The sequence below is a fragment of the Calothrix sp. PCC 7507 genome (assembly GCF_000316575.1).
Lineage (GTDB): Bacteria > Cyanobacteriota > Cyanobacteriia > Cyanobacteriales > Nostocaceae > Fortiea.
Window position 1 is genome coordinate 2695211 of sequence record NC_019682.1, and the last position, 14322, is coordinate 2709532.

A 14322-nucleotide genomic window follows, 5' to 3' on the forward strand; every position below is an offset into this window, starting at 1 on the left:
AAAGTCTGAGTATCGGCTAGCGACGCTCAGACTTTTTGCTATGTTCATTTAGGGTTAAATTTTATGCATTTGACAAGCCATCTCAAGATGAATAGAAGTAAGCTATTCCACATTCAACTTGCATATTTTCTTCCGGAAATATCTATAGAACCTCTGAATGTTGCAGTAGATAGGGTTTAAATCAGTAAACAGTGAACAGTGAACAGTGAACAGTCAGCACAAGAGCGTATCGTAGAGAAGCGTTACCCATCTGATAAAACTGATAACTGATAACTGATAACTGATAACTGTCCACAGCAGCCTCAAAAGTCTGAAACCTTAAGTATTCTCTTGTTGTCAGTTCATCAGATGAGGAGTGATAAAGGTGGTTAAATTAATCGTCCCGCCACCTTGCCTTGGCAAGCCGAAACCAAAATTTTATTGCTTAAAAAAGGGCACGGAAGTTGTCAGAATTTTTCGTCCAGAATTTAATCCAACTGCTGTAACCTTCCGTTTTTGGGGTCCGCTTTATCGCTTCGATCATCATCGGGGTAACTGCCCCAACTTTTGCTACCAACTATTAGATTGTCAACAATGTAATGATCGAGAACGTGGCATATATTATGTTGCACCTCAACTTTCTAGCTGTCTAGTAGAAATTTTTGGCGATGTCGATTGTATTGAAATTACTGACCACCAGGTGGCGATCGTCACTGTCACTCAGGATTTAAAATTATTAGACATCCGGGGTTCTGGTGCAATGCGTGCTGGTGCGAATGAAACTACTCTAGCCAAGACCGAAAAGCGTAGTCTTAGCCAAGCTTGGTCACGCTACTTTTATGAGCAACAAACAATCTACTCAGAAGTCCACGGGTTGATTTACTATAACGCTCATAATGGTGAAGAAGCGATCGCACTTTATGAGCGCGCTCAAAATTTTCTAGTCTGCAAGCCAGAAAACGTCATGCCTCTAAAACATGAATTGTTACGGGGTCTAGTTTTAAAAGCAGCAGATGAGAATAATTTAGAGGTGATTCCTTATTGGTAATTGCGGGGAGTGGGGATTGGGTACTGGGTACTGGGGATTGGGTACTGGGGACTGGGTACTGGGTACTGGGGATTGGGTACTGGGGATTGGGTACTGGGGACTGGGTACTGGGTACTGGGGACTGGGTACTGGGTACTGGGTACTGGGTACTAAGTAAAAGTCTCAGATAAAATTGAAAGACTTTAGATTGGGATGGTATGGGAGATAGAGGTTTTGAGTCTTTAGACTTCTATCAAGATAGCCTGAAGCTGCTAAAAGCGGCTTATCGACTAGCAGATAGTTTGCCAGATTGTGAGCGTTATAATTTGAGCGACCAATTAAGAAGAGCAGCTTGTAGTGTTTTATTGAACATAGCTGAGGGCTATGAACGTTATCATTACTTAGATAGATTGCGTTTTATGTACATTGCTCGTGGCTCATTGGCTGAGACTAAAAGCGCCTTCATTATTGCTGAGAGTTTGGGATACTGCAATACAGCCCAATTAGACTGGGTTAGTCAGCTTAAAGACCAAATCGAGAAAGGTCTCAATGGCTACTGTCGTTTTATTCGTTCCCAAAAACAAGGCAAAGAAGAATACGGTACACGATTAAGTGATTGGTGATTAAGTATCCGGTATTGCGTCTGGTATTAGGTATTGTTGTTGATGAAATCATTAATTACCCAATCCCCAGTCCCCAATCCCCAGTCCCCAATCCCCAGTCCCCAATCCCCAGTCCCCAATCCCCAATCCCCATAATTAAACTAACTTGATATAAAGAATATGGCTGATAAATCAGAGAAAGAGACAGGTAATAACCAGATTTCTAGAGAAGCAGTAGATTGGCTACTCAAACAAATTATCCAGATTCCTAAAACCTGGTTAATCATTAGTACTATTTTTATTGTTCTCAGCACCTTTCAAATCAACAAAAGCGATAAATTAACGTTTAAATTTGAGGTAACAAATACAACAGCAGTTTTTCTAGCACTGCTTTGGTTGCCATCTGTACTCAAAATTTTCGCTTTAACTGGAGGAGCCGTTAAAACACCTGCCGGGGAAATTACTGGCTCTAGTATGATGCCTATGCTACAGTCATTAACTGGTGATACACTGGGGTTTTTGATTGAGCAGACCAAGCTAGCAGAAGATGTCGCACCACCACAACAACAGCTAGAAATGCGTCAAATGCGCCACGAATGGCAGAAAGAATATGCATCACGGGTGCCAGCATCAGAAGCAAGACAGCAAATGGAGCGTTTAAGCCAACGTTACAAAGAATTGAGAAATTCTATGCCAGCGGGAGCAAAACGCACGTTTGAAATGGAGTCGATAGCGGGTAGAATGCGATCGCTAGCCTCAGAGGTCAATTTTTCTGATGAGGAAGTGAATCAACTGCTCAAATCCAACGACCAAGGTAAGCGATTGCTGGGACTGTCTGTCGTCGAATGGTCTGCTGACCCGAATTATTTTTATACGATTCTCAATATTATTAACAATTCGGAAACAGCCTTTGAGCAGACTTGTGCTTTGCGAGGTGCAGGAAAGATGGTACCCAAGCTCAATGAGCAGCAGAAAAAAGACTTGATGTCAGCACTGGTACATCAGCGCAATTACAACGAAGCAGAGAAGTGTTGGATTAGACCTAATTCTAATCGTTGGTCGTTGAGCGATCGCATCCTATCAGCCTTAGAAGCATAAACATATAAGGATACCCATGATGGGTATCCTTAATTTTTGAGGCATAGTCAACTTAATTATCTCCTTAACTTTCCTCAACTTATCCCCATAGACGCTGTTGGGCTTAGACCATAAAGTAAAGGAGTCCTGAAAAACGGATTAAACGCCAGACAAACAGGACAGACTTTCACCAAGGCTTGAAGTAACAGATAAGCATACTTGTTGGGTGGATGATTAAATCTGCGATCGCACCTAGCAAATCAACAAAATTACCAGCTTGTAACTGCAAGTTATGGACAGATTGTTATGCGGACTTGACTACAAATAAGCCTTTATTTTTTGTCGAACAAACTCAACTTATTCGAGATAACTTAGGAGTCCCAAATGAAAAACCAACTAACTGCCATGCTTACTAAAACTCAAAAAAAAGCTCCGTTAATTAAATCAGGAATTATTTCAGCCCTAGCATTAGCGATCGCCTTCTCTGGGCCAGCCTTAGCTACTTCTAAAAAAGTTGACCTCGTACGCCTAGATAGCTCAGACTGTACTAACTCGAACGTCACACCAGCTTCTGGCCCAGTGGGAGGATTTATCTCTGTTCATGCGAAGAAAGACAGAGAACTTGTTGTGAACGTTCATATCAAGACTGGAACTCCTAATACTAAATACAACATTTTCTTAAAGTGTAAACAACAAATTGGCACTTTATATACGAACAAAAAAGGATTAGCTGACGCAGAATTTAAGGTTTCTAAAGATATCGTACCTTCAGTTTTTGCCTTCGATATGTACCCAGATGGAGCGCCACTAGGCAATAAATTTCAAAGTGTCCAGGTGCAAGTACCTTAATTAGAGCTATCCAATACTTTTTTAATAATGGGGGAAAGGCTAGAAAATCATTCAAACCTTTTCCCTTTATCCGAAAAGCTTCAAGTTGAAGCTGAAGTCTAAATTAATCAAACCTCAGAACCGATCATGAACAGCTTTAATCAAAAACTACAGAAATCATTGCCGGTTGTTTTGGCTACAGCTTGTGGAGTAGCATCATTACTGGCTGGAACATCTTTCTCTGCCGTAGCTTCAGAACAAATTGCCACTTGTCCTAAGTCCGCAGGTGGCGGACAGTTATCAGCCTATATTGAAACTTCTAATTTTTATATTTATCTTTGCCAGAGGCGCGGAAAGCTTTTTTATACTAGTACTTCTAAGCATAGTGGTAAAGGTATCCGTTCTCTGCCTGCTTATATAGAAGAGGGTACGGGAACTGTAGCTAAGAATGGACAATATGAATATATTGTTGATGGACTGAGATTAGAAATTGTCAAAAATGGTAAGGTTTTGCAAACAGATCCTGTGATTAAATATGTCAGTGGTCACTCACATTAATTATTATTGAAGACGATAATATTGTGTAGGGTTGGCAGTGCCTAGTACAGGACGGCGGAAATAAACCGAGTATTAAACAGCCAAAACTTTACCCTTATATGTCCACTTGAAAGGTTTAGCCATTGTTTGATTAAAGTAGTCAATAAAAGCAAGAATTCTAGTTTTGAGATCATCCTGACTCTGGAAACTGGCTCTTCTTAGTAACTTCCGTACCAAAATACTAAACCAAATTTCAATTTGGTTGAGCCAAGAAGAATGTAGTGGTGTGTAATGGAAAACGATTTGATGTGTGGGGTCACTTAAAAAAGCTGCACGAGATTTCATTGATTTGAGGATGCCACTTTTACCCTTAATGCCAAGGTTGATGTTTAAACCTTCAATTTGTGCAACAAAACGAACTAAGGACTCCGATTGATGAGTGTTCAGGCAATCCATAATTAAATGCCATTTTTTCGCATTGGGGTCAGTGGCAATAGTTTGATGAATATGAAAGATAAAATCAACTTCTGTTCTGGAATCTCCACAAGTTGGTCTGATAATTTGACCAGTGGCAACATCGAAACTGGCTATCAAGGTTTGCGTACCGTGACGAATATATTCAAATTCCCTTCTTTCAACTTTGCCCGGTCGCATTGGTAAGTCTTTTTCTATGCGCTCAGTAGCTTGAATACCTGTCATCTCATCAATAGATATTGTGCGTTCCCCCTTTAGATGACGGTCAATCGCATTTAAATACAAATCTGTAATATCTTCAACTTTTGCATCAAATTTTTCATCCAGGGGGGGGAGTCAGCCAGTACCGACTTTGGTGTGGCTTCAATTGAGCTTCTTCTAATAGTCTTCCCACATGGCGAACAGATATACTTTCGATAATCCCTTGTTTTGTAATTTCATCTGTCAGTTCTCTAGATGTCCAGTGACTTATTGTCCGACCGTAATCTTCTGGCGGCGAACAGGCAAGCGCAAACAACTCTATTACTTGTTCCATGCTAAATTTTACTGGTGCGCCAGTACGCTCTTGATCTTGTAATCTTTGAAAAGCTGATAATTTTGCTCCCTCTGTCTCCAACCATCGCTTTCGCCATAAACGAGTCATATCTAGACTAATCTCTAATATTCGAGCAATTTCGCCGTTATTTTTCCCTGATGATGCCAGAAGAATAATTTTGGCTCGGATGACGATTTGCTGTGCTGTCTTATGTCCCTTTATCAACTCTTGTAGTTCATTCTGCTCACTATCACTCAAACTTAATTCTTTTGGAGCTAATCTTGCCATACCCTGATTCTTTGTCACCAAACAAAGCTTTTCATCTACTGACTTAATTATCCCATATAATACTCGGCTTACTTCCGCCGTCTTGTACTAGGCTGTTGACTTGGATGAAATTTGGTGATTTTCAGTTCATGCTATTTTCGTGAGAGTGCAAAATCTCTCTGGTGTCATTGTGAGCGGAGCGAAACAATCCCCGCGATTGCTTCGTTCCTCGCAATGACAACACATATTCTGCATGAATTTTTACCTTCTAAAAAGGCACAGAGTTAACACCCTACTGATTTTAGTAATACAACCCAATTTTTTACAACTTAGGTAAAATTTCTGCTAACAACTGACTAGGAACTTTAGATAAAGCTAAATTTTGTCCTTGAATGCCTAATTCACTGTGAAAAGCGCGAATTGTTTTCACTATATATGTAAAAGTTGTTTGATACGCTTCAGATTGTTTACTCAATCCATTTAAAGCCTGTAAATGATTATCTAATGCTGCTTCTAAGTGTTGAGAACGAGTTGTTTTATCAGCACTAAAATAATTATCTGTGGCAATTTGATAATAGGCTAATCCTAGATTATTATGCGTGGCCAGTAAATCAAAACTTAAAGCAGTTCCACTGAGTGAGTGAGCCAGAGCTAAAGCTTCTTCATACGCAATGATGCACAATTGCAAATATTTATGCTGTGTGTCCTTATTGGTTTGAAATAGATTTGCTAGATGCCAGTAGGCAGTCCCCAGATTATTTTGGGTAGCAGCACAGGCAGTAGGAACGTTAGCAGGAGTACGATATTTCAGAGCTTCATTATAAACATCGATCGCTAGTTGGAGATTTTCTGCTGGTTGTTCATATTGAGCCAGATTCCAATAAGCAGTGCCGATGTTGTTTTGAATCATGCCATACTTGAGCGGTTCTTGGTCGGCGCTGTAGTAAGCAAGTGCTAAGTTATAAGATGCGATCGCTTTCTTCAAATGCACTACTGGTTGATTATATTGCGCTAAATGCCAGTAAGCAGTGCCCAAGTTATTCTGGCAAGCAGCATATTTCAGCGGCTCCATTTCCGCAGTCCGATGGTGGAGTGCTTCGTTGTAAGCGAAAACTGCTTGCTGCCAATTGTCAGATGGGTTAGAAAACTTAGCTAAATCACCGTAAGCTGTCCCCAAATTATTTTGTACACGAGCATAGGTGTCTGTGTGTGTCTGCGGTGAGATTAGCTTTAAAGCCAATTTATAAAATTCAATACCCTGCTCTATATAAGTTTGTCCTTCTTCAGAATTGGGTGGCGTGCGATAGAGCATCCAATAAAGTGTACCCAAGTCATTCAAGATATCTGGTAATTGGGGTGAGTTTTCGTCATAAGTGATAGACTCCTGATAAGCAATAATTGCTACCATCAAATTTTCTAGATTTGACTGTCCTTGCTCAATGCGGAGACGATATGAGTTTCCTAGTTGATGATAAGCTGCTCCCAGTATCTCTCCAGATGCCTGCTGTGAGTGTAATTCCTCAATTTCCAACAGCATTTGCTGTGGTTGTATACCATCCTCCTCTTCTTGAGGGATCTTTGTGTTAATTGTTGTCAGTACTAGCTCTGTTAATTCCGGGTTAATATGAGATAAAGATTGTAGTGATGGAGTATAGTCGCTACTAGACCTAGTTAAAGATTCTTGTGGCTGTACTCCAGTTTTTAATAATTCCAATTTAGCGGGAGATATATCTTGCGGTTTACGTCCACGACGGACTGGAGTTTCTGTGTGGAAATCGAAATCGTCACCGTCACCAAACTTTAGTTCCCCTGCTGCGGCTCTGAGTTCGGCTTGGGTGACAGATTCTTCTAAAATCGATGGCTCAAGATTTCCTAAATCCAAACTTCTAGAAGTGGAAAAACGCTCTGGATAGCCTGAATTGTGGGTTGCTGGTGTAGGTTCTCCGGCAAAGGCAAATACACCAGTACGCCAATGCCAAAATTGTGGCGCTGATTGCTGAATAGCAGATAACCAAGGACGCGATATCCACAATAGCAGACTAGATTCGAGGAATTGTCCAGATTCTTGGCTAGATAAATACTGCTCACTTAAGCGGAGATGATGCAAGAATGAACGCTGTACAGCTACTGGTTGCTTGGTTAGCTGTTCTACACCCACAATTTGAAATGCCGGTACTGGTAAAGGTCTTCCTGGAGTATCTTTTGAGGCTCCAACAACTGGTGGTGGATAATTAGTTAGCCATTGATTAATCTGATCTATAGGATTAGGGTCACTCAAATTTAATCGCAAAGTGACTAATCGCGGATAGGCTGGGGTGCTAATTTCTTGCGTATTCGACGGTTGATATAGCACTTGTCCAACTGGATAAGCCAAGGTAGAATGCAATCGCGCAGCTACCTGATTTCTCAAGTGCAAATCATCACAGACGGCTAAATAAAGTTGTCTTCTTAAACTCAGACTAAGGGCAAGTTTCAGTCGGTGATATACTTGCCGATTCCAAGCAAAATTATCAGTATGTGCAGTATCATTCACGCTCATAGTGGCTACAGAGCCGAAACACAGTTTACATCCCCTAGTGGGGCAAATTCAAGCAGGTAAAAAATCTAGCTATGACTATGATTTTCGGGTGAATGTTGTTCTGCTCAGGATAAATCCAGGTATACAAGTATAGAATAAAATAGTATTCAATTATACTCAGAGTCATTGCTAGTTTAACAGAAAAACAAAAAACCAGGCTCCTACTAAAGTTGGGGATTGGGAACCTGAGAGACAATAAAAATTAAATTATATGAAAGTGGTCTGTGATCAATCAACTGATATGGGAAACAGAAAAGGCGACGAAAACCAAAGCGCCAACCAGAGCTATAGCTGCGATTCCTAAGATGAAATAGCTTTTTTGTTGCCCTGCGTCGGGAGGTTCTGCCTGATAAATCTTTGGTTCACGGGCAAAGTTATTCAGGCGACCGCCTTCTTCTGTGGTATAAGGCATGAATTACTTCCTTGTAATTAACGTTTATTTAATGTTACATAAACGTTACGTTAAGCTTTCGCCGTCAGAGATAAATCGTTACATTTGGCATTTGGCATTTGTCATTTCTTCCTCATCTCCCTGCCCCCAATCCCCAATCCCTAACTATTAATTGTGCCAGTGAGGGGTGAACTAGCACTGGCATAGTCTTTAATGGGCATTCTACCTGCTAGATATGCTAGACGGCCGGCTACTGTGGCTAAATTCATGGCGTGAGCCATTGCTGCTGGGTTTTGGGATAGGGCGATCGCACTATTAATCAACAAGGCATCTGCTCCTAGTTCCATTGCCTGAGCGGCTTCTGAGGGCGATCCGATGCCAGCATCAACCACCACTGGCACACCAGCATTTTCGATGATGATCTGAATATTCGCGGTGGTTTTCAGCCCCTGCCCCGAACCAATGGGTGAAGCCAAAGGCATAACTGTTGCACAGCCAACTTCTTCTAAACGTTTGGCTAACATGGGGTCAGCATTAATGTATGGCAATACCGCAAAACCTTCTTTCACTAATTGTTCTGCTGCTTGCAGTGTGCCAATCGGATCGGGGAGCAAATATTTGGCATCTGGTATAACTTCCAGCTTGACAAAATTATTATCTTCCTGTCCTAAAAGTTTCGCCATTTCTCTTCCCAAACGGGCGACACGAATCGCCTCTTCTGCGGTTTGACAACCTGCGGTATTGGGTAACATCCAGATTTTCGTCCAATCTAGGGCTTCTGCTAAACCTTCATGTCCAGGTGCTTTGGTTTGTACTCGCCTCACCGCCACGGTGACAATTTGACAACCGCTAGCAACGATACTTTGCTGCATATCTTGCATCGTGCGATACTTACCAGTACCTGTCATCAAGCGTGATTGAAAAGTTTTGCCAGCAATAGTGAGTAGAGAATCCCGTAGGGGCGGAGTCTCCCCGCCCTCCTCGCCGATTCCCCCACTTATGTAGGTCGAAGATATGTCATGACGATGCCCGTTAGCGAAATTGGCAGAATGAGTGAGCATGGCTGTGGGGGTAGATGACTTAGCGAGTAAGCGTGAATAGTGGAAATGAGCTAATAAGGGGTCAGACTTTTGCTGCCAAATCAGATCAGCAATTAACGCCGCAGTGATTGGTGCAAGCAGAATGCCGTTGCGGTAATGTCCAGTGGCAAGGGTTAAATTTTGACAGTGACTGGGGCCTAAAATAGGTAATTCATCGGGGGTAGCGGGGCGAAATCCCCACCAAAATTCCTGGATGGGGTAATCCTGTAATTGGGGATATAGTCGAGTCGCTCGTGTCAGTAAAGCTTGAATGCCAACTGGGGTATTGTGGGGAGTAAAGCCGACATCTTCGCTAGTTGCGCCAATAATAATTGAGCGATTCCGCCTCGGTACAATATAAATATTTTGACCAAACAAAACTCGTTTTAAAGGCAATTCCGGCACAAATTCCGGTATTCTCACACTCAACATTTGCCCTTTTCTGGGATGGACGGGTAGGGGTAATAGCTCGTTTGACCAAGCACCCGTTGCTAAAATATAGTGTGCAGCCCTAATCATGCCTGTATTAGTTTGCACACCAACAACCTGTCCTTGCTGCTGTGCGATCGCTTCAACACTCACACCATCTTTGATTTCAACGCCCAAGGATTCAGCTGCTGCCCACAACGCCCGTGCTAAGGCGCGAGGCTCAACTTGGGCATCTTCCGGATACCACCAGCCACCAACTACTTCTGCTCCTAATCCTGGCTGATATTGATGAATTGCAGCCTGATCTAACCAATAAGCCGGGGATGAGGAAGATGAGGAGGAATTAATATAATTCTTCATTGCTCCCCCTGCCCCCTGCCCCCTGCCCCCTGCCTCTTCAAAGGCGGGTGCTAAAATCCCACAGGGCCAATAACCAGTATTTAAGCCGGTGAGTGCTTCGAGTTTTTGTGTCCAGTCTAGATATAAAGAACGCGATCGCCAACACAAAGAACCCATAGCCTCACTGGAGATATTTTCGGCATCTGGTGCCAACATCCCAGCGGCGGCGTGGGTGGCGGCGGCGGAAAAATCACGGCAAAGCACGGTGACACTTGCCCCGCGCAGTTTGAGTTCAACGGCGATCGCTAAACTAATCACGCCGCCACCAATAATTAAAACGTCACTAGCCATTAGTCATTAGTCATTGATCACTAGTCATATACCATTAGTACATAACTTATAACTAATAACTCGTAACTAACAACTAATACAGGTCAGCGGAAACAATTATCAAGTACAAAAAGTTAAAAAGCTAACACTAAAACTTTCTTCCCTCCTGCCTGGTTGGTGAGCGTAGTCGAACCACTGCCTTCTTGCACTAGCAACTCCTACCACAAGGCTCGAATAGGTTGGTTGTCACCCGTGTCATTTGAGGGTGTTTCTGTGGCTTGAGCATTTAAAGATTGGCTCTCTCTGGGATTAGAGTCTGGAGTATTGTCCGTATCTGGTGTTAAGTCCTCATTATTCGAGGAGTCGTTTTGAGCCACACTGCTTTTGTTGTCATCGACGGAACGATTATTCCTGCCAGCAGCCGTGCTATTAACATTAATATTAGCTGGAAGGACTTTTGACGTTTTACCACCGTTAGGCACGCTGGCACTTTGTCCACCCATCGGAAAGTTGATTCCTAGTAATGTACCCAGCAAAATTGCCAAACCACCAGCCATGAGAATTAGCGGTGTCCATCTACCCATCTTGTTTTACTCCTTATTAAGCTTCTGGTGTCCACTTTATTTGAGAACCTTCCAAAATCCACGAAACCTCGTCACTCTCACATTGCCTAGAACCTCAGTTTGACGGGCTAAAAGCACGTCTGTTGTAGGAAAATGGGGAAGTACAAGTACGCTCGCCGCTGATACTTTACTTTCTACCTTAACCGTGCAGGTATCATGGCTGCCAATAAGCGACAGTTTACTACCTTAGCACCGCCATTGTAGAGGTCAATGGGCTGCGGCGAGAATTTCCCTGCCAACTTACAATATTCTTGGAGAATCAACGCCGATCCGGGACTGGGTACTGGTTAATAAGTAGAAATTCTTCAGACCCTGGTAGTGTCTGAATCCTCCACCAAATTCCCCCAATCCCCATACTTCGGCTTCGCCCTTTGGCTATGCTCAGAACAAGCTCAGTACAAGTTCCCCAGTCCCCAGTCTCCAATCCCCAGTCCCCAATCCTTTTACTTGTTTTACCTTGAGCTAGTATTTTGGGCATTTTTTAGATTACCAAACTGGCTTTTTGTTGTATATTGGCACGTTGCCTTAAAAGTTGTCTCGAAGGTCTCAGTCTTATGACCACAAATCCCTCACCTCAACTTTGGCTTTATGACACCACACTACGGGATGGTACACAGCGCGAAGGGCTATCAGTATCTATAGAAGATAAGTTACGTATTGCCCACAGACTAGACCAACTAGGGATTCCTTTCATTGAAGGTGGTTGGCCTGGTGCCAATCCGAAGGATGTACAATTTTTCTGGCAATTACAAGAAGATCCGCTTAAACAAGCAGAAATTGTTGCTTTTTGCTCAACTCGTCGCCCCAACGCCAATGCCGCAGATGAACCGATGTTACAGGCGATTCTGGCTGCGGGTACGCGTTGGGTGACAGTTTTTGGTAAGTCTTGGGATTTACACGTCACAACAGGTCTCAAGACGACTCTAGATGAAAATTTGGAGATGATCAGCGATACGATCGCCTATCTACGTTCCCAAGGGCGGCGGATTGTCTACGATGCAGAGCATTGGTTTGATGGCTATAAGCACAATCCTAGTTATGCTTTGCTGACATTAGAAGCAGCGATCGCATCTGGTGCAGAATGGCTAGTCCTCTGTGATACCAATGGCGGCACTTTACCCCATGAGATTGGACAAATTGTCCAAGACGTGGTGGAGGTGACTAGGGACTGGGAACTGGGTACTGGGAAAAATTCTTCCCTATCCCCAGTACCTAATTCCCAGTACCCAGTTCCCCAAATTGGCATTCACACTCATAACGATTCGGATATGGCGGTTGCTAACGCCTTAGCTGCTGTCATGGCAGGGGCGACGATGGTACAGGGGACAATTAACGGATACGGTGAACGTTGTGGCAATGCTAACCTCTGTTCATTAATTCCTAATTTACAACTGAAACTAGGTCATAGCTGTATCCCAGAAGACCAGCTAACCCGACTAGCCGAAACTAGTCGCTTTGTCAGTGAGGTCGTAAACCTGGCTCCTGATGAACATGCGCCTTTTGTGGGGCGATCGGCTTTTGCACACAAAGGTGGTATCCACGTCTCAGCAGTAGAACGTAATCCCCTCACTTACGAACATATCCAGCCAGAACAAGTCGGTAACCGTCGCCGCATTGTCATTTCTGAACAGTCTGGACTCAGCAACGTGTTAGCCAAAGCCCGGACTTTTGGCATTGAATTAGAGCAGCATAAATCAGAAGCACGGCAACTGCTGCAAAGCATGAAAGAGCTAGAAAGTCAAGGCTATCAATTTGAGGCTGCTGAAGCGAGTTTTGCTTTGTTAATGTATGATGCTTTAGGCGATCGTCAGCAGTTCTTTGAAATTAAAGGCTTTCAAGTCCACTGTGACTTGATTGAGGGTAAAGAAGCTACAAACGCCCTAGCCACAATTAAAGTAACTGTCAACGGTAAGAACATTTTAGAAGCTGCAGAAGGTAACGGCCCTGTTGCCGCTTTAGATGCAGCCTTACGCAAAGCTTTAGTCAACTTTTACCCCCACATTGCTGCTTTTGAATTGACAGATTACAAAGTGCGGATTCTCAACGGACATACAGGCACTGCAGCCAAAACTCGTGTGTTGGTAGAATCGGGTAATGGTCAACAACGCTGGACAACTATAGGCGTTTCCACTAACATTTTGGAAGCTTCTTATCAAGCAGTAGTCGAAGGCTTAGAATATGGTTTGTTGTTGCACTTGCAAACTGAAAACAAGCTGATTAGTAAAAAATAAAACCTTCGTAGTCAGTCCAGTAGGGTGTGTTACGGCTGCGTCAGAATTTGAGAGTTTGTGAGGATGACAAATAGCCGTAACGCACCATCTTTTCTGATTCGTTACGTGTTGCTTTAACACCATAAATTACAGGCTAATAGCTAAAGATAATTGTAGGTTGGGTGGTAGCTTGCTTCCCCGTAGAAGTACGTAGTGAAACTCAACAAACCAAACCCGCGAAAATGTATTACTATGACACTCATAACTAACTCAATAATTGCAGAAATTACTCATCGCTTAGTAACATTATTAAACCCCGAAGAAATTATCCTATTTGGTTCCTATGCCTGGGGAACACCTCATCAGCATAGTGACCTAGATTTATGTATTATTTTACCAGATGGGATATCAGATTTTAATCGCATTGAGTGGGGAGTAAAAGCAATCAATGCTCTTGATGATTTGATGATTGACGTTGATATTATGATCAAAACTAGAACCGATATAGAAACATTTAAAACAGTTCCCGCATCACTTACCAGAAAAATAGTACAACAAGGTAAATTGCTCTATGGACAAAGCAAAATGCATCCTGGTGCAGTTTTGGTTGAAAAAATCCCAACGTGATTTGAGTGCTGCACAAAAATTAGCTCAAGAACTACCTGACATTGCCATTTATCATTGTCAACAAGCAGCAGAAAAAGCACTCAAAGGATTTCTTGTTTTTCACGACACTGATCCAGGCGATACTCATAATATCAATACTTTAGTGAGATTAGCTTGCCAATTTAAACCTGAATTTGCAACTGTCTTAAAAGAAGCAGGATATCTTAGTCAATATAATCAAACATATCGATATCCTATGGAATCAACAGAAGATTTTAATCCTACTTCTGGAGAATTAAGAAAGGCATATAAATTGGCGACAGAAGTTTATAGAAGTGTAGTCGATTCTATGCCTACTGAAATTACTGGAAATTCTTAATAAGCAAGCTGGGATTCAGCGGAGCCAAACTA

At 42.6% G+C, this 14322-nt stretch carries 14 protein-coding genes; 8 read left to right on the forward strand and 6 right to left on the reverse strand.

Going from position 1 to position 14322, the window contains the following annotated elements; genetic code table 11:
• Positions 1 to 364: 364 nt before the first annotated feature.
• From CAL7507_RS11560 to CAL7507_RS11585, 5 genes are all read left to right on the forward strand, one after another.
• Complete coding sequence (locus CAL7507_RS11560; protein WP_015128662.1) at positions 365 to 1027, forward strand: RES family NAD+ phosphorylase; 663 nt, start codon at positions 365 to 367, stop codon at positions 1025 to 1027.
• 197 nt (positions 1028 to 1224) lie between these two features.
• Positions 1225 to 1629 (forward strand): four helix bundle protein, encoded by a 405-nt coding sequence (locus tag CAL7507_RS11565; RefSeq protein WP_015128663.1) that lies wholly within the window; start codon positions 1225 to 1227, stop codon positions 1627 to 1629.
• A 159-nt stretch (positions 1630 to 1788) separates the two neighbouring features.
• A complete protein-coding gene (locus CAL7507_RS11570) occupies positions 1789 to 2706 on the forward strand; it encodes a hypothetical protein (RefSeq protein WP_015128664.1) in 918 nt (305 codons plus the stop codon).
• Positions 2707 to 3069: 363 nt separating this feature from the next.
• The gene (locus CAL7507_RS11580; protein WP_015128665.1) at positions 3070 to 3534 is read left to right on the forward strand and encodes a hypothetical protein; all 465 of its coding nucleotides are present in this window, start codon (positions 3070 to 3072) and stop codon (positions 3532 to 3534) included.
• 126 nt (positions 3535 to 3660) lie between these two features.
• Positions 3661 to 4071 carry a hypothetical protein gene (locus CAL7507_RS11585; RefSeq protein ID WP_015128666.1) on the forward strand — a complete coding sequence of 137 codons (411 nt, stop codon included), beginning with the start codon at positions 3661 to 3663 and terminating at the stop codon, positions 4069 to 4071.
• Between the two features lie 72 nt (positions 4072 to 4143).
• Here CAL7507_RS11585 and CAL7507_RS11590 read toward each other — a convergent pair whose 3' ends face one another.
• The 6 genes from CAL7507_RS11590 to CAL7507_RS11615 form a co-directional block, all read right to left on the reverse strand.
• Positions 4144 to 4809 carry a transposase gene (locus CAL7507_RS11590; RefSeq protein ID WP_236556786.1) on the reverse strand — a complete coding sequence of 222 codons (666 nt, stop codon included), beginning with the start codon at positions 4807 to 4809 and terminating at the stop codon, positions 4144 to 4146.
• 34 nt (positions 4810 to 4843) lie between these two features.
• Positions 4844 to 5347 carry a helix-turn-helix domain-containing protein gene (locus CAL7507_RS11595; RefSeq protein WP_042341108.1) on the reverse strand — a complete coding sequence of 168 codons (504 nt, stop codon included), beginning with the start codon at positions 5345 to 5347 and terminating at the stop codon, positions 4844 to 4846.
• Positions 5348 to 5648: 301 nt separating this feature from the next.
• Positions 5649 to 7865 (reverse strand): tetratricopeptide repeat protein, encoded by a 2217-nt coding sequence (locus CAL7507_RS11600; RefSeq protein WP_015128667.1) that lies wholly within the window; start codon positions 7863 to 7865, stop codon positions 5649 to 5651.
• A 271-nt stretch (positions 7866 to 8136) separates the two neighbouring features.
• The gene (gene psb34, locus CAL7507_RS11605; RefSeq protein WP_015128668.1) at positions 8137 to 8316 is read right to left on the reverse strand and encodes a photosystem II assembly protein Psb34; all 180 of its coding nucleotides are present in this window, start codon (positions 8314 to 8316) and stop codon (positions 8137 to 8139) included.
• Positions 8317 to 8456: 140 nt separating this feature from the next.
• On the reverse strand, positions 8457 to 10493 hold the full coding sequence (gene thiO, locus CAL7507_RS33575) for a glycine oxidase ThiO (protein WP_015128669.1): 2037 nt from the start codon (positions 10491 to 10493) through the stop codon (positions 8457 to 8459).
• 197 nt (positions 10494 to 10690) lie between these two features.
• Positions 10691 to 11056: a hypothetical protein gene (locus tag CAL7507_RS11615; protein ID WP_015128670.1), complete on the reverse strand. Its 366-nt coding sequence runs from the start codon at positions 11054 to 11056 to the stop codon at positions 10691 to 10693.
• Positions 11057 to 11649: 593 nt separating this feature from the next.
• Between CAL7507_RS11615 and cimA the strand changes: the two genes are divergently transcribed.
• The 3 genes from cimA (at position 11650) to CAL7507_RS11635 (ending at position 14290) form a co-directional block, all read left to right on the forward strand.
• A complete protein-coding gene (cimA, locus tag CAL7507_RS11625; protein WP_015128671.1) occupies positions 11650 to 13326 on the forward strand; it encodes a citramalate synthase in 1677 nt (558 codons plus the stop codon).
• 231 nt (positions 13327 to 13557) lie between these two features.
• Complete coding sequence (locus CAL7507_RS11630; protein WP_015128672.1) at positions 13558 to 13932, forward strand: nucleotidyltransferase domain-containing protein; 375 nt, start codon at positions 13558 to 13560, stop codon at positions 13930 to 13932.
• Positions 13877 to 14290, forward strand: coding sequence for a HEPN domain-containing protein (locus CAL7507_RS11635; RefSeq protein WP_015128673.1), 414 nt, complete (start codon positions 13877 to 13879; stop codon positions 14288 to 14290). The genes CAL7507_RS11630 and CAL7507_RS11635 overlap by 56 nt, the downstream gene beginning before the upstream one ends.
• Positions 14291 to 14322: the final 32 nt, after the last annotated feature.